Origin of the sequence: Stutzerimonas sp. R40042, assembly GCF_026642215.1 — a bacterium.
In the GTDB taxonomy this organism is placed as follows: domain Bacteria; phylum Pseudomonadota; class Gammaproteobacteria; order Pseudomonadales; family Pseudomonadaceae; genus Stutzerimonas; species Stutzerimonas frequens.
This window is the reverse complement of record NZ_CP113258.1, coordinates 3,726,968-3,751,637: the sequence shown is the minus strand read 5'-3', so window position 1 is coordinate 3,751,637 and position 24,670 is coordinate 3,726,968. Positions and strand designations below refer to the sequence as shown.

General features: G+C 63.6%; 22 protein-coding genes. 13 read left to right on the top strand and 9 right to left on the bottom strand.

What is annotated here, in order from left to right:
- Positions 1 to 76: 76 nt before the first annotated feature.
- The 5 genes from OUY36_RS17735 to OUY36_RS17715 all read right to left on the bottom strand — a co-directional run bounded on the left by OUY36_RS17735 (position 77) and on the right by OUY36_RS17715 (position 7,661).
- Entirely contained in the window at positions 77 to 2,929 is a 2,853-nt protein-coding gene (locus tag OUY36_RS17735; RefSeq protein ID WP_267935319.1) for an FAD-binding and (Fe-S)-binding domain-containing protein, read from the bottom strand.
- Positions 2,926 to 3,597, bottom strand: a complete 672-nt coding sequence (locus OUY36_RS17730; RefSeq protein ID WP_043221765.1) for a LutC/YkgG family protein — start codon at positions 3,595 to 3,597, stop codon at positions 2,926 to 2,928. Before OUY36_RS17730 ends, OUY36_RS17735 begins: the two co-directional genes overlap by 4 nt.
- Entirely contained in the window at positions 3,594 to 5,054 is a 1,461-nt protein-coding gene (locus OUY36_RS17725; protein ID WP_267935317.1) for a LutB/LldF family L-lactate oxidation iron-sulfur protein, read from the bottom strand. The genes OUY36_RS17730 and OUY36_RS17725 overlap by 4 nt, the downstream gene beginning before the upstream one ends.
- The gene (locus OUY36_RS17720) at positions 5,051 to 5,872 is read right to left on the bottom strand and encodes a (Fe-S)-binding protein (RefSeq protein ID WP_267935316.1); all 822 of its coding nucleotides are present in this window, start codon (positions 5,870 to 5,872) and stop codon (positions 5,051 to 5,053) included. The genes OUY36_RS17725 and OUY36_RS17720 overlap by 4 nt, the downstream gene beginning before the upstream one ends.
- A gap of 94 nt (positions 5,873 to 5,966) precedes the next feature.
- The gene (locus OUY36_RS17715; protein WP_267935314.1) at positions 5,967 to 7,661 is read right to left on the bottom strand and encodes an L-lactate permease; all 1,695 of its coding nucleotides are present in this window, start codon (positions 7,659 to 7,661) and stop codon (positions 5,967 to 5,969) included.
- 268 nt (positions 7,662 to 7,929) lie between these two features.
- On the opposite strand from OUY36_RS17715, the gene OUY36_RS17710 reads away from it, so the two are divergent.
- Positions 7,930 to 8,721, top strand: a complete 792-nt coding sequence (locus OUY36_RS17710) for a GntR family transcriptional regulator (RefSeq protein ID WP_110776014.1) — start codon at positions 7,930 to 7,932, stop codon at positions 8,719 to 8,721.
- Positions 8,722 to 8,776: 55 nt separating this feature from the next.
- Here OUY36_RS17710 and smpB read toward each other — a convergent pair whose 3' ends face one another.
- Positions 8,777 to 9,259, bottom strand: coding sequence for an SsrA-binding protein SmpB (smpB, locus tag OUY36_RS17705; RefSeq protein ID WP_003293251.1), 483 nt, complete (start codon positions 9,257 to 9,259; stop codon positions 8,777 to 8,779).
- Between the two features lie 205 nt (positions 9,260 to 9,464).
- Here smpB and OUY36_RS17700 point away from each other — a divergent pair, with 205 nt between their 5' ends.
- Positions 9,465 to 9,899, top strand: coding sequence for a type II toxin-antitoxin system RatA family toxin (locus tag OUY36_RS17700; protein ID WP_063541267.1), 435 nt, complete (start codon positions 9,465 to 9,467; stop codon positions 9,897 to 9,899).
- A complete protein-coding gene (locus OUY36_RS17695) occupies positions 9,892 to 10,206 on the top strand; it encodes an RnfH family protein (protein ID WP_267935311.1) in 315 nt (104 codons plus the stop codon). The genes OUY36_RS17700 and OUY36_RS17695 overlap by 8 nt, the downstream gene beginning before the upstream one ends.
- A gap of 44 nt (positions 10,207 to 10,250) precedes the next feature.
- Here the strand turns inward: OUY36_RS17695 and OUY36_RS17690 are convergent, their stop codons facing one another.
- Positions 10,251 to 10,763: an outer membrane protein assembly factor BamE gene (locus OUY36_RS17690; RefSeq protein WP_063541269.1), complete on the bottom strand. Its 513-nt coding sequence runs from the start codon at positions 10,761 to 10,763 to the stop codon at positions 10,251 to 10,253.
- Positions 10,764 to 10,858: 95 nt separating this feature from the next.
- Between OUY36_RS17690 and fur the strand changes: the two genes are divergently transcribed.
- On the top strand, positions 10,859 to 11,263 hold the full coding sequence (gene fur, locus OUY36_RS17685) for a ferric iron uptake transcriptional regulator (protein WP_011914390.1): 405 nt from the start codon (positions 10,859 to 10,861) through the stop codon (positions 11,261 to 11,263).
- A 61-nt stretch (positions 11,264 to 11,324) separates the two neighbouring features.
- Here fur and recN read toward each other — a convergent pair whose 3' ends face one another.
- Positions 11,325 to 12,998 (bottom strand): DNA repair protein RecN, encoded by a 1,674-nt coding sequence (recN, locus tag OUY36_RS17680; protein ID WP_267935309.1) that lies wholly within the window; start codon positions 12,996 to 12,998, stop codon positions 11,325 to 11,327.
- A 200-nt stretch (positions 12,999 to 13,198) separates the two neighbouring features.
- Here recN and grpE point away from each other — a divergent pair, with 200 nt between their 5' ends.
- The 8 genes from grpE (at position 13,199) to OUY36_RS17640 (ending at position 23,557) form a co-directional block, all read left to right on the top strand.
- Positions 13,199 to 13,768 (top strand): nucleotide exchange factor GrpE, encoded by a 570-nt coding sequence (gene grpE / locus OUY36_RS17675; protein ID WP_102838554.1) that lies wholly within the window; start codon positions 13,199 to 13,201, stop codon positions 13,766 to 13,768.
- Positions 13,769 to 13,866: 98 nt separating this feature from the next.
- Positions 13,867 to 15,780, top strand: a complete 1,914-nt coding sequence (gene dnaK, locus OUY36_RS17670; RefSeq protein WP_102838553.1) for a molecular chaperone DnaK — start codon at positions 13,867 to 13,869, stop codon at positions 15,778 to 15,780.
- Positions 15,781 to 15,902: 122 nt separating this feature from the next.
- A complete protein-coding gene (gene dnaJ / locus OUY36_RS17665) occupies positions 15,903 to 17,027 on the top strand; it encodes a molecular chaperone DnaJ (RefSeq protein ID WP_063541273.1) in 1,125 nt (374 codons plus the stop codon).
- A gap of 81 nt (positions 17,028 to 17,108) precedes the next feature.
- A complete protein-coding gene (dapB, locus tag OUY36_RS17660; protein WP_267935306.1) occupies positions 17,109 to 17,915 on the top strand; it encodes a 4-hydroxy-tetrahydrodipicolinate reductase in 807 nt (268 codons plus the stop codon).
- A 216-nt stretch (positions 17,916 to 18,131) separates the two neighbouring features.
- Positions 18,132 to 19,280 (top strand): glutamine-hydrolyzing carbamoyl-phosphate synthase small subunit, encoded by a 1,149-nt coding sequence (gene carA, locus OUY36_RS17655; RefSeq protein ID WP_267935304.1) that lies wholly within the window; start codon positions 18,132 to 18,134, stop codon positions 19,278 to 19,280.
- Positions 19,281 to 19,453: 173 nt separating this feature from the next.
- Positions 19,454 to 22,675: a carbamoyl-phosphate synthase large subunit gene (carB, locus tag OUY36_RS17650; protein WP_156245291.1), complete on the top strand. Its 3,222-nt coding sequence runs from the start codon at positions 19,454 to 19,456 to the stop codon at positions 22,673 to 22,675.
- Positions 22,672 to 23,148: a transcription elongation factor GreA gene (greA, locus tag OUY36_RS17645; protein WP_063541277.1), complete on the top strand. Its 477-nt coding sequence runs from the start codon at positions 22,672 to 22,674 to the stop codon at positions 23,146 to 23,148. Before carB ends, greA begins: the two co-directional genes overlap by 4 nt.
- Positions 23,126 to 23,557: a hypothetical protein gene (locus OUY36_RS17640; RefSeq protein ID WP_063541278.1), complete on the top strand. Its 432-nt coding sequence runs from the start codon at positions 23,126 to 23,128 to the stop codon at positions 23,555 to 23,557. Before greA ends, OUY36_RS17640 begins: the two co-directional genes overlap by 23 nt.
- Before the next feature lie 31 nt (positions 23,558 to 23,588).
- On the opposite strand, the gene OUY36_RS17635 is transcribed toward OUY36_RS17640, so the two are convergent.
- Complete coding sequence (locus OUY36_RS17635; RefSeq protein WP_063541279.1) at positions 23,589 to 23,900, bottom strand: YhbY family RNA-binding protein; 312 nt, start codon at positions 23,898 to 23,900, stop codon at positions 23,589 to 23,591.
- An 83-nt stretch (positions 23,901 to 23,983) separates the two neighbouring features.
- On the opposite strand from OUY36_RS17635, the gene rlmE reads away from it, so the two are divergent.
- Positions 23,984 to 24,616: a 23S rRNA (uridine(2552)-2'-O)-methyltransferase RlmE gene (gene rlmE, locus OUY36_RS17630; RefSeq protein WP_063541280.1), complete on the top strand. Its 633-nt coding sequence runs from the start codon at positions 23,984 to 23,986 to the stop codon at positions 24,614 to 24,616.
- The last annotated feature ends 54 nt before the right edge of the window (positions 24,617 to 24,670 follow it).

Sequence of the window (24,670 nt, the reverse complement as noted above, 5' to 3'; positions counted from 1 at the left end):
GATTGCGCAAGAGCGTTCATCGAAGCGACACAAACGAAACGGCCCCGCTCCGCTGAGAGGGGCCGCAACGCTAGTGCTAGAGCGGCTGGCTGGCAGTTTTACGGCGCGTTACGCGGTCAACCAGGTAGACCAGTCCGTGGTAGTCGATCTCGCCATGGCGCGACAGGCCGATCTCGCAAGTGCGGCTGGTGGAGATGCCTTCGTCGCAGATTTGCACGGCATTCTTCAGGCTGCGCAGGGCATGCTCGTTCAGCTCCGGCGTGGTGAAACCCTTGTCGCCGGCGAAGCCGCAGCAGTGGATGCCTTCGGGCACCACGACTTCCTTGGCGCAGTGGCGGGCGATGTCGATCAGCGCCTGCGCCTCGCCCAGGTGCTGGGTGCTGCAGGTGACGTGCACGGCGATCGGCTTGTCCTGCGGGACGAAGTCCAGCTTGTCGAGCAGATGCGTGCGGATGAAGCGCACCGGGTCGTACATGTCGAGGCGCTTATCGGTCAGGCCCTGGACCAGGCGCAGGGTGCAGGGGCTGGTGTCGCAGTAGATCGGGTCGAGCCCGCCGCGACTGGCCTTAAGCAGCGCGTCGAGCATTTCCTGGCGCTTGCGTTCGCCCTGTTCGGCATAGCCCTTGGAGGCGAACGGTTGGCCACAGCACAGGTCGTTCAGCTGGTCGGGGAAGATCACCTGGTAGCCGGCCTTTTCCAGCAGGCTGCGGGTCTTGTCGAGTAGCGGCTCCTGTTCCTGATCGCGCGCGGCCGGGCCCATGGCGCGGGAGACGCAGGCGGCCAGATAGACCACGCGCGGGCGCTCGTCGGTGGGCGGCGCCTTGGGCAGGTTCAAACGTTGCAGTGGCTGCGGTGTAGCCGGCGTCCACTGGGGCACGCGGCCCTTGCTTGCGCGGGTCATGGTCGACGACAGCTTGGCCAGGTTGCGCGTGCCCATGATCAGGTGTGCGCCATTGGCCACGTGCAGCATGAAGCGGGTGCCTTGCACGGCGGTGGCGAAATGCTCGGCCAGCCAGTTGGCGGTACCGGTTTTGTTCGCCTCACGGCCGCGCAGCTTGCGCACCAAGTCGCCGGTGTTGATGCCGACCGGGCAGCGCTGGGCGCAGAGGCCGGTGGCCGCGCAGGTGTCGACGCCGTGGTAGTGGTAGAGCCGCTCGATTTCCGTGGTGTCGACGCCGGCGCGCTTGCGCGCCTGGATGTCGCGCCAGATGACGATGCGCTGGCGTGGCGTCAGGGTCAGCCCGTTGGACGGGCAGACCGGCTCGCAGAAGCCGCACTCGATGCACTTGTCGACGATCTCGTCGGCGGCCGGCAGCGGCTTGAGGTTCTTCAGGTGGATGTCCGGGTCTTCGGAGAGCACCACGTCCGGATTGAGGATGCCGGTGGGGTCGAGCAGTCGCTTGATCTTCCACATCAGCGCGTAGGCCTCGCTGCCCCATTCCAGCTCGACGAAGGGCGCCATGTTGCGCCCGGTGCCGTGTTCGGCCTTGAGCGCGCCGCCGAACTCGACGGCCACCAGCTGCGCCACTTCGCCCATGAAGGCTTCGTAGCGGGCGACCTGCGCCGGATCATCGAAGCCCTGGGTGAAGACGAAGTGCAGGTTGCCTTCCAGCGCGTGGCCGAAGAGGATCGCCTCGTCGTAGCGGTGCTTGTCGAGCAACTCGATCAGCCGATTGACGCCGTCGGCCAGGCGCTCGACGGGGAAGGTGACGTCCTCGATGATTACCGTGGTACCGGTCTGGCGCACCGCGCCGACTGCCGGGAAGGTGTCCTTGCGGATCTTCCACAGCTGGTTGTAAACGACCGGGTCCTCGCTGAAATCGACCTGCTTTTCCACCGGGAAGTGCGCGATGGAGGCCATGATCTGGTTGATCTGCTCGTGCAGCAGGGTCTGGGTTGCGGCGCGCGACTCGATCAGGAGCGCGCAGGCGGTCGGCGACAGTTCCTTCACCCACTCGGGCATGCCGGCCTTGTGCTCGACCGAGCGCAGGCTGCGCCGGTCGAGCAGCTCAACCGCCGATACCGGCTGCTGCTTGAGCACCGGCACGGCCAGGCAGCAGTTCTCCACATCGGGGAACACCACCAGCGCGCTGGCCTTGTGCGGATGGTCCGGCACGGTGTCGTAGGTCACCGCGCTGATGAAGCCTAGGGTGCCTTCGGAGCCGACCATCAGGTGGTTGAGGATATCCAGCGGCTCGTCATAGTCGACCAGCGCATTGAGCGAGAAGCCGGTGGTGTTCTTCAGCCGGTACTTGTGGCGGATCTTTGCTGCCAGTTCGGCGTTGGCGCGGGTTTCGCGGCCCAGCTCGGCCAGTTGCTCGAGCAATGCGGCATGGCTCTGGCGGAACGCGGCGACGCTGGCGGCATCCTCGCTGTCCACCACGGTGCCGTCGGCCAGCACCACGCGCAGGCCGGCGAGGGTTTTGTAGGTGTTCTGCGCGGTGCCGCAGCACATGCCGCTGGAGTTGTTGGCGACGATGCCGCCGATCTTCGCGGCATTGATCGAGGCCGGATCAGGGCCGATCTTGCGCTGAAAGGGTGCGAGCACGGCGTTGGCGTTGGCGCCGATGACGCCGGGCTGCAGGCGGATCTGCTCGCCGCCGTTGCGAATCTCGCGGCCGTTCCAGTTGTCGCCGAGCACGATCAGTACCGAGTCGCTGATCGCCTGGCCGGACAGGCTGGTACCGGCGGCGCGGAAGGTCACCGGCACGTTCTCGGCATGCGCCAGCTTGAGCAGCCTGACCACTTCGGCTTCGGTTTCGACGCGTACCACCAGCTTGGGCACCAGCCGGTAGAAGCTGGCGTCGGTGCCGAAGGCGAGGGTGGAAAGCGGGTCGTCGAAGCGCCGCTCGACCGGGATCAGGCGCTCGACTTCACGGAGAAACGCCGCCGGCAAGGGCGCACGTTCGAGCTGGGCGGCCGCGTTCATGCGTCCTCCAGGATCAGCAGGACCAGATCCTTCGGCCCGTGGGCGCCATACGCCAGCACCTGTTCGATGTCGGCGGTTTTCGATGGGCCGGAGACCAGCAGGGCATTGGTCGGCATGCCGGCGGCCCACTGGAACTTCTGCTGGATCTCGTAGAAGTTGTCGTGGATTTCGCTGGCCTTGAGGATGGCGAAGTGCACCGGCGGCACCAGGCTCATCAGGCGTGGTTCCTCACGGGTGGGCCACATGATCAGGCTGCCGGTGGAGGCGATGGCGCCGAGGGTGCCGGTGAGGCTCGCCGGGGTGTCGTTGAACAGCTCGTCCTTCCAGTCCTCGACCGGGCGGTCGTAGGCCTTCAACGTCGGCAGGCCTTCACGGCCGGCGCAATGCGCAGTGAAGCGCTGGCCGTACGGTGTGGTCGGGGCGATCAGCAGGCTCGGCAGCTGGCGGTCGTGCAGCAGCTGTTCGAGCAGCGCGGGCCAACCTGCGTCCGTGGTCAGGTGGATTTCGGTGTGCACCGCTTCCATCAGCTGGCGCAGGCGGGCGATGCGCTGCTCCGGCGCGTAGCTCCAGGGCTGGGTCACCAGCGACTCGTCGTAGTCATCGACGATCGGCGTGGTGCCCTCCAGGCTTTTCTTCAGCTTGGCGAGAATGTTGGCCTTGGCGCTCATCGCTTGCCCTCCAGGTGTTCCTTGGCCAGCTCGTGCAGCGAGCGGGCAGCCGGTTTCGGTGCGCTGTGGTTCTGCGTCCAGGGGCCGATGTTCGATGGCGTCAGGGCGCGCAGGCGTGTGGCGAAGAAGCCGAACAGGCGGTACAGCGTCGGGCTGGTGTTGAGCAGGCGCCAGCCGGCCCAGACCAGCCGTTCCTGCCTGGAGTACTTGCTGCCCTGGCCGCGCATGACCTTGTGCGGATCGTCCGGCGCCTTGACGTTTTCCTCGCGCAGGCGGCGCAGGAGCGTCGGAATCGGGATCTTCACCGGGCAGACTTCGCCGCAGGCGCCGCACAGCGACGAGGCGCTGGGGTGATCCGGCACCTTGTCCAGGCCGACCATGTGCGGGGTGATGATCTTGCCGATCGGCCCGGGATAGACCTCGCCGTAGGTGTGGCCGCCGACGCGGGTGTACACCGGGCAGTGGTTCATGCAGGCGCCGCAGCGGATGCAGTTCAGCGTTTGGCGCAGCTCGCTGTCGGCGAAGGCCTGGCTGCGGCCGTTGTCCAGCAGGATCAGGTGCACTTCCTGCGGGCCGTCGAGCTCGTGCGCCTTGCGCGGGCCGGAGATCATGTTGACGTAGGTGGTGATCGGCTGGCCCAGCGCCGAGCGGGTCAGCAGCGAGAGCAGCGGGACCACGTCACGCAGGTTCTCCACCACCTTTTCGATGCCGGTGACGGCGATATGTACCGGCGGCACGGTGGTGCTCATGCGGCCGTTGCCTTCGTTCTCCACCAGCAGCAGGGTGCCGGTCTCGGCCACCGCGAAGTTCACCCCGGAGACGCCGATATCGGCCTCGAAGAACTTCTGCCGCAGCGTGCGCCGACCGATCTGAATGAGTTGGTCGACGTCCTTGGTGTACTCCACGCCGAGCTTGTCGTGGAACAGGGACGCGACCTGGCCGGCGTTCTTGTGGATTGCCGGCATGATGATATGAGAAGGCTTCTCGTGGTCGAGCTGGACGATGTACTCGCCCATGTCCGATTCCAGGCATTCGATGCCATGCCCGTCGAGGAAATGGTTCATCTCCATCTCTTCGCTGACCATCGATTTGCCCTTGATCACTTGTCGCGCCTCGTGAGCGCGGGCGATCTCGAGGACGATGTTGTTCGCCTCGTCTACCGTCTCCGCCCAGTGCACCTTCACACCGTTGCGGGTCAGGTTGGCTTCCAGCCGCTCGAGCAGTTCGGGCAGTTTGGACAGTGCGCGGGCGCGGATATGGTTGCCCATCTCGCGCAGCCGCTCGCGTTCGTCGGCATCGCTGAACGCCGCGGCGCGCTTGGTCATCAGCGAGTCCATGGCGGTGCGGAAGTTGCGCCGCAGCTGCTCATCCTTCAGTGACTTGCGGGCACGGGCGCGGAAATCCGGATCGCCGGCGTTCTCGATCTGAATCGCGGGAATACGCTGTTCGGCGTTCATCGGGCACCTCCGGTGCGTTGCCAGAGGAAGCTCGCCAGGTGCTGGCCGCGCAGGGCTTCACGCTGCTTTTCCAGCGAGCCGTTGATGTTCATCAGGCAGCCGCAGTCGGCGCTGACCACCTGATGCGCGCCGGACTCCTTCAGCGCACGGGTCTTGTCCAGCACCATGGCGCCGGAGATATCGGGCATGCGCACGCTGAAGGTTCCGCCGAAGCCGCAGCATTCGCTCTCGTGGTCATGCTCGACGCGCTCGACCTGGCCCAGCTGGGCGAGCAGGGCGCGGCCGTGCAGATGGGTATTCATCTCGCGGCGGGCCGAGCAGGAGGTGTGCAGGGCAACCTTGGTCGGCGTGCCGGCATCCTTGAACTCGACCTTGCAGACGTTGAGCAGAAACTCGGCCAGCTCGAAGGTGCGCTCGGCCAGCGCCTGGGCCTTCTTCAGCGTCGCCGGCTCGTCCTTGAACAGGTCCAGATAGTGGTGGCGCAGCATGCCGGCGCAGGAACCGGAAGGTACGACCACCGGCCAGTCGTTGGCGAACAGTTCCAGCTGCGCACGGGCGACCTTGCGCGCCTCGTCGGTATAGCCGGTGGTGTAGGCCGGCTGGCCGCAGCAGGTCTGGCCCTGCGGGTAGTGCACGGTCAATCCTTCGCGTTCGAGCAGACGGATGGCATCCAGGCCAGCCTCGGGATAGAACAGATCCACCACGCAGGTACCGAACAGGTAGACCTGAGTCGGCTTGGCCGGGTACTCGCGTGGCTTGGGCAGCGGCGGCGCGACGCGGGTGGCGTTCGGCGCGGCGTTGTAGAAGAGTTCGCTCATCGGCTTGGTCTCCGGGTGGGCCCGGTTATCCGCAAACTGCGGGAGGTTGAAGCGCTCTTGCCCCGCATGAGCGGGGCAAGGTTTCACGGTTGTCTTACTTACCGACCAGCGGGTCGGTCACGCCCATCACGTAGATCGCGATCAGGCCGATCGCCCCCGTGAACAGTACGTAGTACAGCGTAGGCCAAACGGTCTTGCGCAGCGTGGAGCCTTCGCGGCCGAGCAGGCCAACGGTAGCGGATGCGGCGACCACGTTGTGGATCGCAACCATGTTGCCCGCGGCCGCACCGACGGCCTGGGTGGCGACGACCATTGCACCGGAGATGCCCAGCGACTGTGCGACACCAAACTGGAACTGGCTGAACATCATGTTGCTGACGGTGTTGGAGCCAGCCAGGAACGCGCCGAGTGCGCCTACGGCGGGAGCGAGCAGCGGGTAGATGCTGCCGACGCTATCGGCGACGTAGCGCGCCATGACGATCGGCATGCTGGCCAGCTCGGCGCCGTTGACGCCGGAGTTGATCAGGATGCGCACCATCGGCACGGTGAACAGCAGGACGAAGCCGGCGCTGAGCAGCACGCCGCTGGATTCCTTTACGGCAGCCTTCAGCTCGGAAACGCGCATGCCGTGCAGGAAGAAGGTGATCAGCACCACCATGACGAGGATGCCGCCCGGGAGGTACAGCGGCTCGATGCCTGCACTGACCCCGGTCTCGCCGAGGATGTTGGCAAAGGCGATGGAGACGGACTTCAGCGTGGCAGTGACCTGCGGAAATACGCGGCTGACGACCAGGATCGCACCGACCAGCACATAGGGCAGCCAGGCGCGGAAGGCGCTCATCGGGCGCGCCGCGATGTCGTCCAGCTTCATCTCGATGGTACCCAGCCATTCGGTCGGCCACTCTTTGGCGTCGGCGAAATCCCAGGTGCGCTTCGGGGTCAGGAAGTTGAAGCGTGCCGCGGTGGTGACGATAGCGAGACCGACCAGGCCGCCGAGCAGCGACGGGAATTCCGGGCCGAGGAAGATACCGGTGGCGGCGTAGGGCAGGGTGAACGCCAGACCAGCGAAGATCGCGAACGGCAGCACTTCGAAGCCGGCTTTCCAGCTCTTCTCCTTGCCGAAGAAGCGGGTCAGCATCAGCACCATGACCAGCGGCATCACGGTGCCGACGATGGCATGGGTGATCGCCACACTGCTAGTGATCTGCTGCAGGAAGGCTTGCCAGCTGGAACCCTGGGCTGCCAGCTGCGCACCGATGGTGGCGGTATCCAGACCGCTATTGATGCCCACGACGATCGGCGTACCGACCGCGCCGAAAGACACCGGCGTGCTTTGTACCAGCATGCCGAGCAGGACCGCAGCCATCGCCGGGAAGCCAACCGCGACCAGCAGCGGCGCGGCGATGGCGGCAGGGGTGCCGAAGCCGGAGGCGCCTTCGATGAAGCAGCCGAACAGCCAGGCGATGATGATGGCCTGGATGCGGCGGTCAGGGCTGATGGTGGTGAAGCCGGCGCGAATGGCAGTGATGCCGCCAGAATGCTTCAGCGTGTTCAGCAGCAGGATCGCACCGAAGATGATCCACAGCAGGCCGAGGGTAATCACCAGGCCCTGCAGCGTGGAGGCGATGATGCGGGTGAAGCTCATGTCCCAGATGAACAGGCCGATTGCCGCGGTGAACAGGTAGACCAGCGGCATGGCGCGGCTGGCGGGCCAGCGCAGGCCGATCAGCATCACGGCCGCGAGCAGAATGGGAGTGAAGGCGAATAGTGCGAGCAGTCCGTTGGACATGTCAGGCCTCCCCTACGGTTCGATTCATATGGGGCCCTGAGTGGACCGTGGAATGGTAGTCGTGCACAGATCTCATGCTGAGTCCTCTTATTGTTAGTCGCCTCTGTAAATTGGTAATACCAATTACCAAAAGCGAATGGCCAGCGTAAGAGCTGCGCCTGGGAGCGTCAATCAGGTGGACATAGACTTTGGTCGGAGCCGCTGACCTTGTATGGCCGTGAGCCGACGGCTAGCATTCTTCGACTGGTAAGACCATTTCGAGGTGGGTATGGACGTGGGCATGGTGCGTCAGCGGCGGCTGGCCGACGATATCGTCGCGCAGTTGGAAACCATGATTCTGGAAGGCACCCTCAAGGCCGGTGAACGGCTGCCGGCCGAGCGGGTGCTGGCCGAGCGCTTCGGGGTGTCGCGGCCCTCCCTGCGCGAGGCGATCCAGAAGCTCGCGGCCAAGGGCCTGCTGATCAGTCGGCACGGTGGCGGCACCTTCGTCGCCGAGTCGCTGGGCTCCACCTTCAGCGACCCGTTGCTGCACCTGCTGGAAAACAACAGCGATGCCCAGCGCGACCTGCTGGAGTTCCGGCATACCCTGGAGGGCAGCTGTGCGTACTATGCGGCGCTGCGTGCGACCGAGGTGGATCAGAAGCGCCTCACGGAGGCCTTCTCGGCATTGCAGGATTGCTACACCCGTGAGGGCAAGGTGACTCGCGCGGAAGAGGGCGCGGCCGACGCGCAGTTCCACCTGGCGATTGCCGAGGCCAGCCACAATGCGGTGCTGCTGCACACCATTCGCGGCCTATTCGATCTGCTCAAGCGCAACGTGGTGACCAATATCGGCGGCATGTACGCCCTGCGCGACGAGACCCGCGACATGCTGATGAGCCAGCATCGCGAGCTGTACGAGGCGATCATGGCGCGGCGTGCGGTGGAGGCGCGCGACGTCATCCATCGGCACATCAACTATGTGCAGGAAGTGCTTGCCGAAGGTCAGCAGGAAGCCCAGCGGCTGGCGCGCGCGCAGCGTCGGCAGGAGCGGGTAGGGGCATCGCAGAAGGCCGGCTGAGACGTGAGCGAGGCAAGGCTGGCGGGCGAAGCGGTGCTGCCTCGCCCGGGACCGATCAGTCGTCCTTGCCCTTGGTACGCATGGCGCGCTGGATTTCCCGATCGGAATCGCGCTCCTTCTCGGTGTGGCGCTTGTCGAATTCCTTCTTGCCCTTGGCCAGGGCGATCTCGCACTTGATCATGTGCTTCTTCCAGTACAGCGACAGCGCTACGCAGGCGTAGCCCTTCTGCTGCACGGCACCGAACAGCTTGCCCAGCTCACGCTTGTTGAGCAGTAGCTTGCGAGTGCGGGTCGGGTCGGCGATGACGTGAGTGCTGGCGCTGGTCAGCGGCGTGATGTGCGCGCCCATCAGCCAGGCTTCGCCATCTTTGAGCAGCACATAGCTGTCGACCAGCTGCGCCTTGCCGGCGCGCATGCTCTTCACTTCCCAGCCGGCGAGGACGAGACCGGCCTCGAACTTCTGCTCGATGAAGTAATCGTGTAGCGCTTTCTTGTTCAGCGCGATGGTCCCGGGGGACTGTTTCTTCTGTTTAGCCATAGGGGCGGCATTATAGGGAGTCCCGTTGCGGCTGGCGACAGCCTGCAACAGCGCCGGCGGCAGAAACTTGAGGGGCAGCCGCTAATCCCCGACAATGTGCCCGCTTCGCGCTGAGCGGCTTCGGCAAATGGTTGAGCCGCGGGTGCGGGCTGGCTGCGCCGACGTCTGGATGGCGCGCAATGAAACGACGACGTAGAAGGTCCGCATGACGACGCACATTCAACGTTCCGCGCTGCTGCCTTATCCCGCACACGCGCTGTTCGACATGGTCAACGACGTAGCCAGCTATCCGCAGTTCCTGCCCTGGTGCTCTGCGACCGAGGTGCTCTCCAGTAGCGAGACCGAAATGCATGCCAGCATGACCGTGGCCAAGGCTGGGCTCAGTCAGCGCTTCATGACGCGCAACGCGCTGGAGCTTGGCAAGCGCATCGAGATGAAGCTGGAAGAGGGGCCGTTCAGTCACCTGCATGGCATCTGGGAATTCAAGGCGCTGGGTGAGAAGGCCTGCAAGATCAGTCTCGATCTGACCTTCGATTACGCCGGGCCGCTGGTCAAGGCGACGCTTGGTCCGCTGTTCAATCAGGCCGCCAATACCCTGGTGGACGCCTTTTGCGAGCGAGCGAAACAGCTTTATGGATAAGTCATCGATTGCCGTCGAAGTGGTGTATGCGCTGGCCGACAAGCAGAAGCTGCTGCAGATGACCGTGCCTGCCGGCACCACCGTCCGCGAGGCCGCGCTGCGTTCAGGGCTGGATGCACATTTTCCTGGTCTCGACCTCGCCAGCGCGCCGCTGGGAATATTCGGCAAGGCGGTGCCCAAGCCAGAAGAGCGGGTGCTGGCAGAGGGCGAGCGCGTCGAGATCTACCGGCCGCTGATAGCCGATCCGAAGGAGGTCCGTAAGCAGCGTGCGGCTAAGGCGGCGAAGAACAAGGCTGAGGATGCGTAAGTAAAAGCTGGATACAAAAACGCCCGGGCAAGCCGGGCGTTGTCTTATTCGGTTTCCAGTGGCTCGGGAATCGGTACCGGAACGGCTTCCGCTTCGTCCACTTCGCGCTGGATCTGCTCCAGCAGCGATCCGGGCGCGGGGCGCTCTTCCGGCTGGCGGGGCGTGGCTGCGGGCGTGCTCGGGGCCTGAGGCTGGCGGCCGAGAATCTGTTCGTCACGGCTGACACCCGGCATGAAGTCTCCGGCCAGGCCCGCGAGCTGATCGTTGGCATTGAACACCAGGCTCACGCGCTCCTGCTGGCGCTGACTGCCGCCGGGCTGAATGCTGTAGAGGTAATCCCAGCGATTGGGGTGGAAGGTGTCGGTGATCAGCGGGTTGCCCATGATAAACCGCACCTGCTGGCGGGTCATTCCAGGTCGCAACTGGTCTATCATGTCCTGCGTGACGACATTGCCCTGTTGAATGTCGACCTTGTAAACCCCGGGAAATGAACAACCGGCGAGTGCGAACAGACCCACGAAGGTGAGGCTGGCCAGCATGAGCTTGGTGTTTTGCATCGGTGGGTGACTTCCACTATCTTGGCTGGGCAAAGAACCCGGATCATACCCGTATTGAAGGAGGCTGCGAAACAGCAGCAGCGAGAAAGCCAACCATGGTTGAAAATAGCGAACTACGTAAAGCAGGTCTCAAGGTAACGCTGCCGCGGGTCAAGATCCTGCAGATGCTGGATACGACCGATCGCCGTCACATGAGTGCCGAGGACGTCTACAAGGCATTGATGGAAGCGGGCGAAGATGTCGGTCTGGCGACCGTCTACCGTGTGTTGACTCAGTTCGAGGCGGCCGGCCTGGTAGTTCGGCACAACTTCGATGGTGGTCATGCCGTCTTCGAGCTGGCCGATAGCGGGCATCACGACCACATGGTCTGCGTCGATACGGGCGATGTCATCGAGTTCTTCGACCAGGAAATCGAAAAACTGCAGAAAGAAATCGTCAAGCGTCACGGCTACGAGCTGGTGGATCACAACCTGGTGCTCTACGTGCGCAAGAAGGACTGAGCCTCAATAGATGTTGAAAAGGCGGCCATGGGCCGCCTTTTTTATGCCGCTCTGCCGGGCGTCAGGCCTGTGCGGAGGTGACCATCTGCCGGGCATGAGCCAAGGATTGTTCGGTCAGGTCGACGCCGCCGAGCATCCGTGCGATCTCCTCGACGCGTCCGGCCTGGTCCAGCTCGGCCACGGCCGTGCGGGTTTCATCGCTGCCGCGGGCCTTGTGCACGAACAGGTGGTGGTGTCCTTGCGCAGCCACCTGCGGCAGGTGCGTGACGGTCAAGACCTGGCCACGCTCGCCGAGGCGGCGCAGCAGCTGGCCGACGATTTCCGCGGTAGGGCCGCCGATGCCGACATCGACTTCGTCGAACACCAGCGTCGGCACGCGCGACGTTTGTGCCGTGATCACCTGGATCGCCAGGCTGATCCGTGACAGCTCGCCGCCCGACGCGACCTTGGCCAGCGGTCGCAGTGGCTGGCCAGGGTTGGCGCTGACCAGGAACTCCACCTGTTCCAGGCCGTAGGGTGTGTACTCGCCTTCGGCTGCCGGCTTGAGCTGTACGCTGAAGCGCCCGCCGGGCATGCCCAGGCGCTGGATTTCTGTCTCGACCGCGCTCGCCAGCTCTTCGGCGGCTGCCTGGCGGTTGCGGCTCAGTTCGCCGGCTTTCTCCTCGTAGTGGCGAGCGTAGGCCGCCAGCTCTTCGCCGAGGCGCTCGACCGCTTCGTCATCGGCATTCAGCCCTTCCAGTTCTTCCAGCAGCTGCTGGTGCAGGTTGGGCAGTTCGCTCGGCTGTACGCGGTGCTTGCGCGCCAGGGTGTAGATGGTGTCCAGGCGCTCCTCCAGCATCTGCTGGCGTTCCGGATCGGCGTCGAAATGGTCGACGAAGCGATTGAGCTCACCGATCGCCTCTTCGACCTGGATCTGCGCGCTGGCCAGCAGGTTGACCGCTTCGCTCAGCGCCTGCGGCTGATTCTGGAAGGCGGTCAGTCGCTGCAGGCTGCTGGTCAGGGCAGAGAGCACGTTGCCGGCATCGCTTTCGCTGCACAATTCCATGACCTGGCGGCAGGCGCCGAGCAGCTGTTCGGCGTTGGCCAGGTTCTTGTGTTCCTGTTCGAGCTGTTCCAGTTCGTTCTCGCCCAGCGCGAGATTCTCCAGCTCTTCCAGTTGATAGCTGAGCAGCTGGTGACGTGCGCGCTGCTCGTCGCTGCTGTTGCTCAGCCGCTCCAGGGTCTGGCGCGTCTGCCGCCAACGCTGCGCGGCCAATTGCACCTGGCGCGCCAGTTCCTGGCTGCCGCTGTATTCGTCGAGCAGGCGCCGGTGGGTGTCGGCCTTGAGCAGCGACTGGTGCTCGTGCTGGCTGTGGATATCGATCAGCAGTTCGCCCAGCGCCTTGAGGTCACCCTGCGGGCAGGGCGTGCCATTGATGTAGCCGCGCGAGCGGCCCTCGGCGGTGATCACCCGGCGCAGGATGCAAGGACCTTCGCTGTCCATGTCGCGTTCGGCCAGCCAGGCGCGGGCGTCGGGGATGTCGACCAGGTCGAAGCTGGCGAGGATGTCGGCCTTGTCCGCACCGATGCGCACCACGCTGCTGTCGGCCCGGTCGCCGAGGGTCAGGCCGAGGGCATCGAGCATGATCGACTTGCCCGCGCCGGTTTCACCGCTGATCACGCTCATGCCGCGTTTCAGCTCGAGGTCCAGATGTTCGACGATGGCGTAGTTGTGAACCGACAGATGAACCAGCATGGCAAGGCTCCCGATTTGCGTGGCTGGCTATTTATACAGTGGTTTTCCTGCCGCCCACAAGCGCGGGCGGATGAAAGTGCCGTTGCTCGTCATTTCGCCCGCTGCACATCGTCTCATGCCCTTGAAGCCGGTTTTCGCGCCCCCATATAGCGGCACAAGCGCGGGCTTGCTGCCCGCTGATCGTACTGAGAGGAGGACCCATGGCCGACGAGCAGAATCAGGATAACCAGAACCCGGAAACGCCAGAGCAATCGCAAGCGGACGTAGCCGAGGATCTGGCGGCCCGCGTGCAGTCGCTGGAGGAGCAGCTGGCGGCTGCGCAGGATCAGTCGCTGCGCGTGGCGGCAGAGCTGCAGAACATCCGCCGACGTGCCGAACAGGATGTGGAGAAGGCGCACAAGTTCGCGCTGGAAAAGTTCGCCGGTGACCTGCTGGCGGTTGCCGACAGCCTGGAGCGCGGCCTGGAGCTGTCGAATCCGGACGACGAGGCGGTCAAGCCGATGCGCGAAGGCGTCGAGCTGACCCTCAAGCTGCTGCTCGACACCTTGGCGCGCCATCAGCTGGAGCAGCTGGACCCGCATGGCGAGCCGTTCAACCCCGAGCATCACCAAGCCATGGCGATGGAGGAAAGCACCCACGTCGAGCCGGGCAGTGTGCTCAAGGTGTTCCAGAAAGGTTATCTGCTCAACGGCCGCCTGCTGCGTCCGGCGATGGTCGTGGTCAGCAAGGCGCCTGCCGACGCGCCGCCTTCGATCGATGAGAAGGCTTGAAATCGGCGTACCCAACCCCATCTGGTAGCCAAGCGTTTTTGTGTTACCCGCAGCCGGTAGACAGGCGCGGATCAATCGAAATTTGGAGAGCGAATTAAATGGGCAAGATCATCGGTATCGACCTGGGGACCACCAACTCCTGTGTCTCCATCATGGAAAACGGCAACGTCAAAGTCATCGAGAACGCCGAAGGCGGACGCACCACGCCGTCCATCATCGCCTACACCAACGATGGCGAGACGCTGGTCGGCCAGTCGGCCAAGCGCCAGGCAGTCACCAACCCGCAGAACACCCTGTACGCAGTCAAGCGTCTGATCGGTCGTCGCTTCGAAGAGGACGTCGTGCAGAAGGACATCAAGATGGTGCCCTACAGCATCGTCAAGGCCGATAACGGTGATGCCTGGGTGGAAGTGAAGGGTCAGAAGATGGCCCCTCCGCAGATTTCCGCTGAAGTGCTGAAAAAGATGAAGAAAACCGCCGAGGATTACCTGGGCGAGTCGGTCACCGAAGCGGTCATCACTGTGCCGGCCTACTTCAACGACAGCCAGCGTCAGGCCACCAAGGATGCCGGTCGCATCGCCGGTCTGGACGTCAAGCGCATCATCAACGAGCCGACCGCGGCTGCGCTGGCCTATGGCATGGACAAGGCCAAGGGCGACCACACCGTGATCGTCTATGACCTGGGTGGCGGTACCTTCGACGTGTCGGTGATCGAGATCGCCGAAGTCGACGGCGAGCACCAGTTCGAAGTGCTTGCCACCAATGGTGACACCTTCCTCGGTGGTGAAGACTTCGACATTCGCCTGATCGATTACCTCGTCGACGAGTTCAAGAAAGAAACCGGCATGAACCTCAAGGGTGACCCGCTGGCCATGCAGCGCCTGAAGGAAGCTGCCGAGAAGGCCAAGATCGAGCTGTCCTCGAGCCAGCAGACCGATGTCAACCTGCCGTACATCACCGCTGACGCGTCCGGTCCGAAGCACCTGAACGTGAAGATCTCCCGCGCCAAGCTGGAGTCGCTGGTCGAGGATCTGGTCGAGCGCACCATCGAGCCGTGCCGCATCGCGCTGAAGGATGCCGGCATCGATGTGTCGAAGATCAACGACGTGATCCTGGTCGGTGGTCAGACCCGCATGCCGCTGGTGCAGCAGAAAGTCGCCGAGTTCTTCGGCAAGGAAGCGCGCAAGGACGTCAACCCGGACGAAGCCGTCGCCATGGGTGCCGCCATTCAGGGTGCGGTACTGGCTGGTGACGTCAAGGACGTGCTGCTGCTCGACGTTTCCCCGCTGACCCTGGGCATCGAGACGCTGGGCGGCGTGATGACTCCGCTGATCGAGAAGAACACCACCATCCCGACCAAGAAGTCGCAGGTGTTCTCCACTGCCGACGACAACCAGAGCGCCGTGACCATTCACGTGCTGCAGGGTGAGCGCAAGCAGGCCGCGCAGAACAAGTCGCTGGGTCGCTTCGATCTGGCCGAGATTCCGCCGGCTCCGCGCGGCATGCCGCAGATCGAGGTCACCTTCGACATCGACGCCAACGGCATCCTGCACGTGTCCGCCAAGGACAAGGCCACCGGCAAGCAGCAGTCCATCGTGATCAAGGCCAACTCGGGTCTGTCGGAGGAGGAAATCGAGCAGATGGTGCGTGACGCCGAGGCGAATGCCGAGGAAGACCGCAAGTTCGAGGAGCTGGCCACCGCACGTAACCAGGGCGACCAGCTGGTACATGCCACCCGCAAGATGCTCACCGAAGCCGGCGACAAGGCCAGTGACGATGACAAGGCGGCGATCGAGAAGGCGCTTGGCGAGCTGGAAGTTGCCATCAAGGGCGACGACAAGGCCGAGATCGAAGCGAAGATCGCCGCGGTGTCCCAGGCCTCCACTCCGGTGGCGCAGAAGATGTATGCCGAGCAGGGCCAGGCTGGCGAGGGTCAGCCTGCCGGTGAGCAGGCGAAGCCGGGCGACGACGTGGTCGATGCCGAGTTCGAAGAGGTCAAGGACAACAAGTAAGCCCCGGCTTGCTTCCGCTCCAGCCCGCCCCGACGCCAATGGGGTGGGCAAGACCGCCGCGCGGGGGCTTGCTCCCGCGTCGGCGTGTCTGGAAGGCATGAAATTGAGGGTTCAGGATAGTTATGGCCAAACGCGATTTTTACGAGGTGCTGGGCGTCGAGCGCGGCGCCAGCGAGGCGGAGCTGAAAAAGGCTTACCGTCGCCTCGCCATGAAGCATCACCCCGACCGCAACCCGGGCGACAAGGCGGCTGAGGATGCCTTCAAGGAGGCCAATGAGGCCTATGAGGTGCTGTCCGATCCGAGCAAACGCGCTGCCTACGATCAGTACGGACACGCCGGCGTCGATCCGCAGATGGGGGCGGGTGGAGCCGGTTATGGCGGCGCCAACTTCTCCGACATCTTCGGCGACGTGTTCAGCGATTTCTTCAGTGGTGGCCGTGGCGGCTCCCGCGGCGGCGCTCAGCGCGGCAGCGATCTGCGCTACACCCTGGAGCTCGATCTGGAAGAGGCTGTACGCGGCACCACCGTGACCATTCGCGTGCCGACTCTGGTCGAGTGCAAGACCTGCGATGGCTCCGGGGCGAAGAAGGGTACCAGTCCGGTGACCTGTACCACCTGTGGCGGCATCGGCCAGGTGCGCATGCAGCAGGGCTTCTTCTCCGTACAGCAGACCTGCCCGCGCTGTCATGGCAGCGGCAAGATGATTTCCGACCCTTGCGGCAGCTGCCACGGCCAGGGTCGCGTCGAAGAGCAGAAGACGCTCTCGGTCAAGGTGCCGCCGGGCGTCGATACCGGCGACCGCATTCGCCTGTCTGGTGAGGGTGAGGCGGGTACTCAGGGCGGTCCGGCTGGTGATCTGTATGTAGTGGTCAACGTGCGCGAGCACGCGATCTTCCAGCGTGACGGCAAGCACCTGTACTGCGAGGTGCCGATCAGCTTCGCCGATGCGGCGCTGGGTGGCGAGCTCGAGGTGCCGACGCTGGATGGCCGGGTCAAGCTGAAGATCCCGGAAGGCACCCAGACCGGCAAGCAGTTCCGCCTGCGCGGTAAGGGTGTGGCGCCGGTGCGCGGTGGCGCAGCGGGCGATCTGATGTGTCGCGTCGTGGTCGAAACGCCGGTCAACCTGAGCAAGCGCCAGCGCGAGATGCTCGAGGAGTTCCGCGGCACGCTACAGGGCGACACCTCCCATTCACCCAAGGCCAGCGGCTGGTTCGAGGGTGTGAAGCGCTTTTTCGGTGATGTTTGAGTCGAGCTGAGGGCTTGAGGTCCGGTGCCTGGTGCATCGGCCTCGCCGTCGGTTTCCGGCTTGCAGCTTGGAGCTGATGTTATGCGACGTATTGCAGTGACGGGCGCCGCCGGGCGCATGGGCAAGACACTGATCGAGGCGGTGCAGCAGACAGGCGGCGCCGCCGGCCTGACCGCGGCCATCGATCGGCCGGATAGCACCCTGGTCGGCGCCGATGCAGGCGAGCTGGCAGCCATCGGGCGGCTGGGCGTGCCGCTGACCGGTGAGGTCGCCAGGGCGGTCGACGAGTTCGACGTGCTGATCGACTTCACCCACCCTTCCGTGACGCTGAAGAATCTGGACGTCTGCCGGCGCGCCGGCAAGGCCATGGTGATCGGCACCACCGGCTTTTCGCCGGAAGAAAAGGAGCGCCTCGCGGCGGCGGCCAGGGAGATTCCGATCGTCTTCGCGGCCAACTTCAGTGTTGGCGTCAATCTCTGCCTCAAGCTGCTGGATACGGCGGCGCGGGTGCTGGGTGACGATGTGGACATCGAGATCATCGAGGCCCATCACCGGCACAAGGTGGATGCGCCGTCGGGTACCGCTCTGCGCATGGGCGAAGTCGTCGCCGAAGCTTTGGGGCGTGACCTGCAGAAGGTTGCGGTGTACGGGCGCGAGGGGCAGACGGGGGCGCGGCCGCGCGAGACCATCGGCTTCGCCACAGTGCGTGCCGGGGACGTCGTGGGCGACCATACCGTGCTGTTCGCCGCCGATGGCGAGCGCGTCGAGATCACCCACAAGGCCTCCAGTCGCATGACCTTCGCCAAGGGGGCGGTGCGCGCCGCGCTGTGGTTGGACGAGAAGCCGGCAGGGCTCTATGACATGCAGGACGTGCTCGGGCTGAAATGATTCGTTGCGCGCAATGGCTGTGCGGTGCCCCGTTCGGGTGCGCTGGACGGCGATTTCGGCTGGACCGGAAAGGCGGTTTTGTGTAAGCTTCCCGCTTTAGTGTGTCCACTAAAAGTTGCGCAGAAATGAATCAAACAAAAAGCGGGATGACCTTCACACGTCATCCCGCTTTTTTACAATCTGCGTTTGCTCCAGCCTTGATCTACGGGAGGTCTCTTGACTAAGCCAGCCCTTACGCCAGCCATTCTGGCTCTTGCCGATGGCAGCATCTTTCGCGGCGAATCCATCGGCGCCGATGGGCAAACCATTGGTGAGGTGGTGTTCAACACCGCCATGACCGGCTATCAGGAAATCCTCACCGATCCTTCCTACGCCAAGCAGATCGTTACCCTTACCTATCCCCACGTCGGCAATACCGGCACCACGCCCGAGGATGCCGAGTCCTGGAAGGTCTGGGCCGCGGGCCTGGTGATTCGCGACCTGCCGCTGATTTCCAGCAACTGGCGCGACAAGCAGTCGCTGCCCGATTACCTCAAGGCTAACGGCACCGTTGCCATCGCCGGCATCGATACCCGTCGTCTGACCCGTATCCTGCGCGAGAAGGGTGCGCAGAACGGCTGCATCCTGGCTGGAGCTGACGCGACAGAAGAGAAAGCGCTGGAGCTGGCGCGCAGCTTCCCCGGCCTCAAAGGCATGGACCTGGCCAAGGAAGTCAGCGTCAAGGAACGTTACGAGTGGCGTTCCACTGTCTGGTGCCTGAAGGACGACGCGCATGCCGAGATCCCGGCCAGCGAGCTGCCCTACCATGTCGTCGCCTTCGACTACGGCGTTAAGTACAACATCCTGCGCATGCTGGTCGCCCGCGGTTGCCGCGTCACCGTGCTGCCGGCGCAGACGCCTGCCAGCGAAGCCCTGGCGCTGAATCCGGACGGCATCTTCCTGGCCAACGGCCCGGGTGACCCCGAGCCGTGCGACTACGCAATCAAGGCGATTCAGGAAGTCCTCGAAACCGACATTCCGGTATTCGGCATCTGTCTCGGCCACCAGCTGCTGGCGCTGGCCTCCGGCGCCAAGACCGTGAAGATGCCCAACGGTCACCACGGTGCGAACCACCCGGTGCAGGATCTGAAGACTGGCGTGGTGATGATCACCAGTCAGAACCACGGTTTCGCCGTGGACGAAGCCAGCCTGCCGGCCAATGTGCGTGCGACGCACAAGTCGCTGTTCGACGGCACCCTGCAGGGCATCGAGCGTACCGACAAATCGGCCTTCAGCTTCCAGGGCCATCCCGAGGCGAGCCCCGGCCCGCACGACGTCGCGCCGCTGTTCGACCGTTTCATCGAAGCCATGGCCAAGCGACAGTAAACGAGTCGCCTTGAGAGTGTAGCGAGCGCGGTCTGGGCAAGGCGCCCGGAACGCAACGACGAGACAGTACAGGTAGTACGGCGAGGAAGTGAGTACCGCGCAACGCAGCCCAGGCGGCGCGCAGTAACTCTCAAGATGACTCGCCGACTGACCCAAGGATTCGAGTAACGAATATGCCAAAACGTACAGATATCAAAAGCATCCTCATCCTCGGCGCTGGCCCCATCGTCATCGGCCAGGCCTGCGAGTTCGACTATTCCGGTGCCCAGGCGTGCAAGGCGCTAAAGGAAGAAGGCTTCCGCGTCATCCTGGTGAACTCCAACCCGGCCACCATCATGACCGACCCGGCCATGGCCGACGCCACCTACATCGAGCCCATCAAGTGGGCGACCGTGGCCAAGATCATCGAGAAGGAGCGCCCCGACGCGCTGCTGCCGACCATGGGCGGCCAGACTGCGCTGAACTGCGCGCTGGACCTGGAAAAGCACGGTGTGCTGGAGAAGTTCGGGGTCGAGATGATCGGTGCCAACGCCGACACCATCGACAAGGCTGAAGACCGTTCGCGCTTCGACAAGGCGATGAAGAACATCGGCCTGGCCTGCCCGGAATCCGGCATTGCGCACAACATGGAAGAGGCCTACGCGGTTCTCGACAAGGTCGGCTTCCCCTGCATCATCCGTCCGTCGTTTACCATGGGCGGTACCGGTGGCGGCATCGCCTACAACCGTGAAGAGTTTGAAGAGATCTGCGCCCGTGGTCTGGATCTGTCGCCGACCAGCGAGCTGCTGATCGACGAGTCGCTGATCGGCTGGAAGGAATACGAGATGGAGGTAGTCCGCGACAAGAAGGACAACTGCATCATCGTCTGCTCCATCGAGAACTTCGATCCGATGGGCGTCCACACCGGCGACTCGATCACCGTTGCCCCGGCGCAGACCCTGACCGACAAGGAATATCAGATCATGCGCAACGCCTCGCTGGCGGTGCTGCGTGAGATCGGCGTGGAAACCGGCGGCTCCAACGTGCAGTTCGGTATCTGCCCGAACACCGGCCGCATGGTCGTGATCGAGATGAACCCGCGCGTGTCGCGTTCCTCGGCGCTGGCCTCCAAGGCCACCGGCTTCCCGATCGCCAAGATCGCCGCCAAGCTGGCTGTCGGTTACACCCTCGACGAACTGCAGAACGACATCACTGGCGGTCGCACGCCTGCCTCGTTCGAGCCGGCGATCGACTACGTCGTGACTAAGGTGCCGCGCTTCGCCTTCGAGAAATTCCCCAAGGCCGACGCCCGTCTGACCACTCAGATGAAGTCGGTCGGTGAGGTCATGGCCATCGGTCGCACCTTCCAGGAGTCCATGCAGAAAGCCCTGCGCGGTCTGGAAGTCGGCGCCACCGGTTTCGACCCGAAGCTGAACCTGGCCGACGCCGAGGCCGAGAGCACCCTCAAGCGCGAGCTGACCGTGCCGGGCGCCGACCGCATCTGGTTCGTGGCCGACGCGTTCCGCGCCGGCAAGAGCGTCGAAGACGTGTTCGCCCTGACCAAGATCGATCCGTGGTTTCTGGTGCAGATCGAGGACCTGGTCAAGGACGAGGAGCAGGTCAAGACGCTCGGCCTGTCCAGCATCGACCGTGACCTGATGTACAAGCTCAAGCGCAAGGGTTTCTCCGACGCCCGTCTGGCCAAGCTGCTCGGCGTCACCGAAAAGAACCTGCGTAGCCATCGCCACAAGCTCAAGGTGCTGCCGGTGTACAAGCGCGTCGACACCTGCGCCGCCGAGTTCGCCACCGACACCGCCTACATGTACTCGACCTATGAGGAAGAGTGCGAGGCCAACCCGAGTGGCCGCGAGAAGATCATGATTCTTGGCGGCGGTCCCAACCGCATCGGCCAGGGCATCGAATTCGACTACTGCTGCGTGCATGCCGCGCTGGCGATGCGTGAAGACGGCTACGAGACCATCATGGTCAACTGCAACCCGGAGACCGTTTCTACCGATTACGACACTTCCGACCGTCTGTATTTCGAGCCGGTGACCCTGGAAGATGTGCTGGAAATTGTCCGCGTCGAGCAGCCCAAGGGTGTGATCGTGCAGTACGGTGGTCAGACGCCGCTGAAGATCTGTCGCGCCCTGGAAGAAGCCGGCGTGCCGATCATCGGCACCAGCCCGGATGCCATCGACCGTGCCGAAGACCGCGAGCGTTTCCAGCAGATGGTGCAGCGCCTGAACCTGCGCCAGCCGCAGAACGCCACGGCGCGCAGCGAAGAAGAGGCGATCGCGGCTTCCAAGGCCATCGGTTATCCGCTGGTGGTGCGCCCGTCCTACGTACTGGGCGGTCGCGCGATGGAAATCGTCTACGAGGAAGAAGAGCTCAAGCGCTACATGCGCGAAGCGGTGCAGGTGTCCAATGACAGCCCGGTTCTGCTCGACCACTTCCTCAACTGCGCCATCGAAGTGGACGTCGACGCCGTCTGCGACGGCGAGACGGTAGTGATTGGCGGCATCATGCAGCACATCGAACAGGCCGGCGTGCACTCGGGTGACTCGGCCTGCTCGCTGCCAGCCTACTCGCTGCCGCAGCACATTCAGGACGAGATCCGCGAGCAGGTGCGCAAGATGGCCCTGGAGCTCGACGTGGTCGGCCTGATGAACGTGCAGATGGCGGTGCAGGGCGAGGACATCTACGTGCTCGAAGTCAACCCGCGCGCCTCGCGTACGGTGCCGTTCGTATCCAAGTGCATCGGCGAGTCGCTGGCCAAGGTCGCCGCTCGCGTGATGGCTGGTAAGACGCTCGAGGAAGTCGGCTTTACTCGCGAGATCATCCCGACCTATTTCAGCGTCAAGGAAGCGGTGTTCCCGTTCGCCAAGTTCCCGGGTGTCGATACCATTCTCGGCCCGGAAATGAAGTCCACCGGCGAGGTGATGGGTGTCGGCGATAGCTTCGCCGAAGCCTTCGCCAAGGCCCAGCTGGGTGCCAGCGAAATCCTGCCGACGTCTGGCTGCGCCTTCCTCAGCGTGCGCGAAGACGACAAGCCCTACGTCGAACAGGTCGCTCGTGATCTGGTCGGGCTCGGTTTCGAGGTGGTCGCAACGGCCGGTACTGCTCGCATCATTGAGGCGGCCGGCTTGCCGGTACGTCGCGTGAACAAGGTGACCGAAGGCCGTCCGCACGTGGTCGACATGATCAAGAATGACGAAGTCACGCTGGTCATCAACACTACCGAAGGGCGCCAGTCCATCGCCGATTCGTACTCCATTCGTCGCAACGCCCTGCAACACAAGATCTGCATCACCACCACCATTGCCGGTGGTCAGGCGATCTGTGAGGCGCTCAAGTTCGGTCCCGAGAAGACCGTGCGCCGCTTGCAGGATCTCCATGCAGGAATCAACGCATGACAAAATTCCCCATGACCATCCAGGGCGCTCGCGCCCTGGAAGAAGAACTCAAGCATTTGAAAACCGTGCTGCGTCCGCAGATCACCCAGGCCATCGCCGAGGCGCGTGAGCTGGGTGACCTCAAGGAAAACGCCGAGTACCACGCGGCGCGTGAGCAGCAGGGCATGGTCGAGGCGCGCATTCGTGACATCGAGGGTCGTCTGCAGAATGCCCAGGTTATCGACATCGCCAGCATCCCGCCGACCGGCAAGGTGATCTTCGGTACCACCGTGGACATCGCCAACGTCGAGACGGACGAGCAGGTGACCTACCAGATCGTCGGTGACGACGAGGCCGATATCAAACAGGGCAAGCTGTCGGTTAGTTCACCGATCGCGCGGGCGCTGATCGGCAAGGAAGAGGGCGATGTGGTGGCGGTCAAAACACCCAGCGGACTGATCGAGTACGAGATTGTCGAAGTCCGCCATATCTGATCGGCAGCCTGCGCGCGCCGGTTTCATCACCTGGCAGCTGACCCAGACCTTCTGGGTCGGCGGTCTGTGGTTGCTGCAGTTCCTGGTGCTGCCTGCGCTCGGCCGGATCGGCCTGGCGCCAATGCTGGTGGAGGAGATTGCCGGAAGCCTGCGCCCTCTGATGGTCGGCTTCGCCGCATTCTGTGCCGCGCTGCAGGCGCTAGTGCTGGTCCAGGCAGTCGGCCTTAGCGGTTTGTGGCGTGACGTGCGTGGGCAGGTGCTGTTGGCAGTGATGGCCCTGGCCGGCACTCATCTTTTGATGAATGCTGGCTGGTTCGAGTCCATTTACTGGGGCAGTTTCAGCGTTCTGGCGATGGCCCTGGGCGGCCTGATGCTGGTATTGCAGCCTACGCCAGGGCGAGCGCAATGAATTGCCGCGGCAGGTTGCTGCCGCAGCGGTTTCACGCCTGGAAGCGATGGATGTTCGACAGCTGCTTGTTCGGCTTCGGATTTTTGCGATAGACCAGTGCCATCTTGCCGATGGTTTGTACCAGCTCGCACTTTCCGATCGCGCACAGTTCTTCCATCAAGGCACGACGATCTTCGCGCTCGGTAAGACGAAACTGGATCTTGATAAGCTCATGATCGTTCAGGGCTCGCTCCAGTTCGGCCTGAACGCCTTCGGTCAGCCCGTTTTCGGCTACGATCAGAACCGGTTTCAGATGGTGGCCGATAGACTTGTACTGTTTCTTCTGCTCGTTGGTGAGCGGCATATTTCGACCCTTGCGTCAGAACCCTTGAAAAACGGCGGCTAGTGTACCCGAGAGGTGCAGGGCCGCACAGATGAGGTATCAGCTTGGCACGCTCCAAGACCAGCCCTCGGTGGCTGAAAGAACATTTCGACGATCCTTACGTGAAAATGGCCCAACGCGACGGCTACCGTTCGCGCGCCAGCTACAAGCTGCTGGAAATCCAGGAGAAGGATCGCATCCTGCGCCCTGGCATGACGGTGGTCGACCTCGGTGCGGCGCCGGGTGGCTGGTCTCAGGTCACCAGTCGGGTCATCGGCGACAAGGGTCGGCTGATCGCATCTGACATTCTGCCGATGGACAGCATCGCCGACGTAACCTTCATTCAAGGCGATTTCACAGAAGACGAGGTCTTCGCTCAGATCCTCGAGGCCATCGGGGATAATCCCGTCGACCTTGTGATTTCGGATATGGCCCCCAATATGAGTGGGGTGAGGGCGGCGGATCAGCCGCGCGCGATGTTCCTCTGCGAGCTGGCGCTCGATCTGGCGAGCCGCGTGCTGCGTCCGGGTGGTGATTTCTTGATCAAGATATTTCAGGGCGAGGGCTTCGATGCCTACCTGAAAGAGGTTCGGCAGAACTTCGAGAAAGTGCAAATGCGCAAGCCGCTATCGTCGCGCGATCGGTCTCGCGAGCAATATCTGCTCGCTCGTGGCTTTCGGGGTGGGCAAGACGACTAGCATGTGCGCTGGCGTCAGAGATCAAGGCGACCGTTTCCAGCGGTTGCGAGTCCA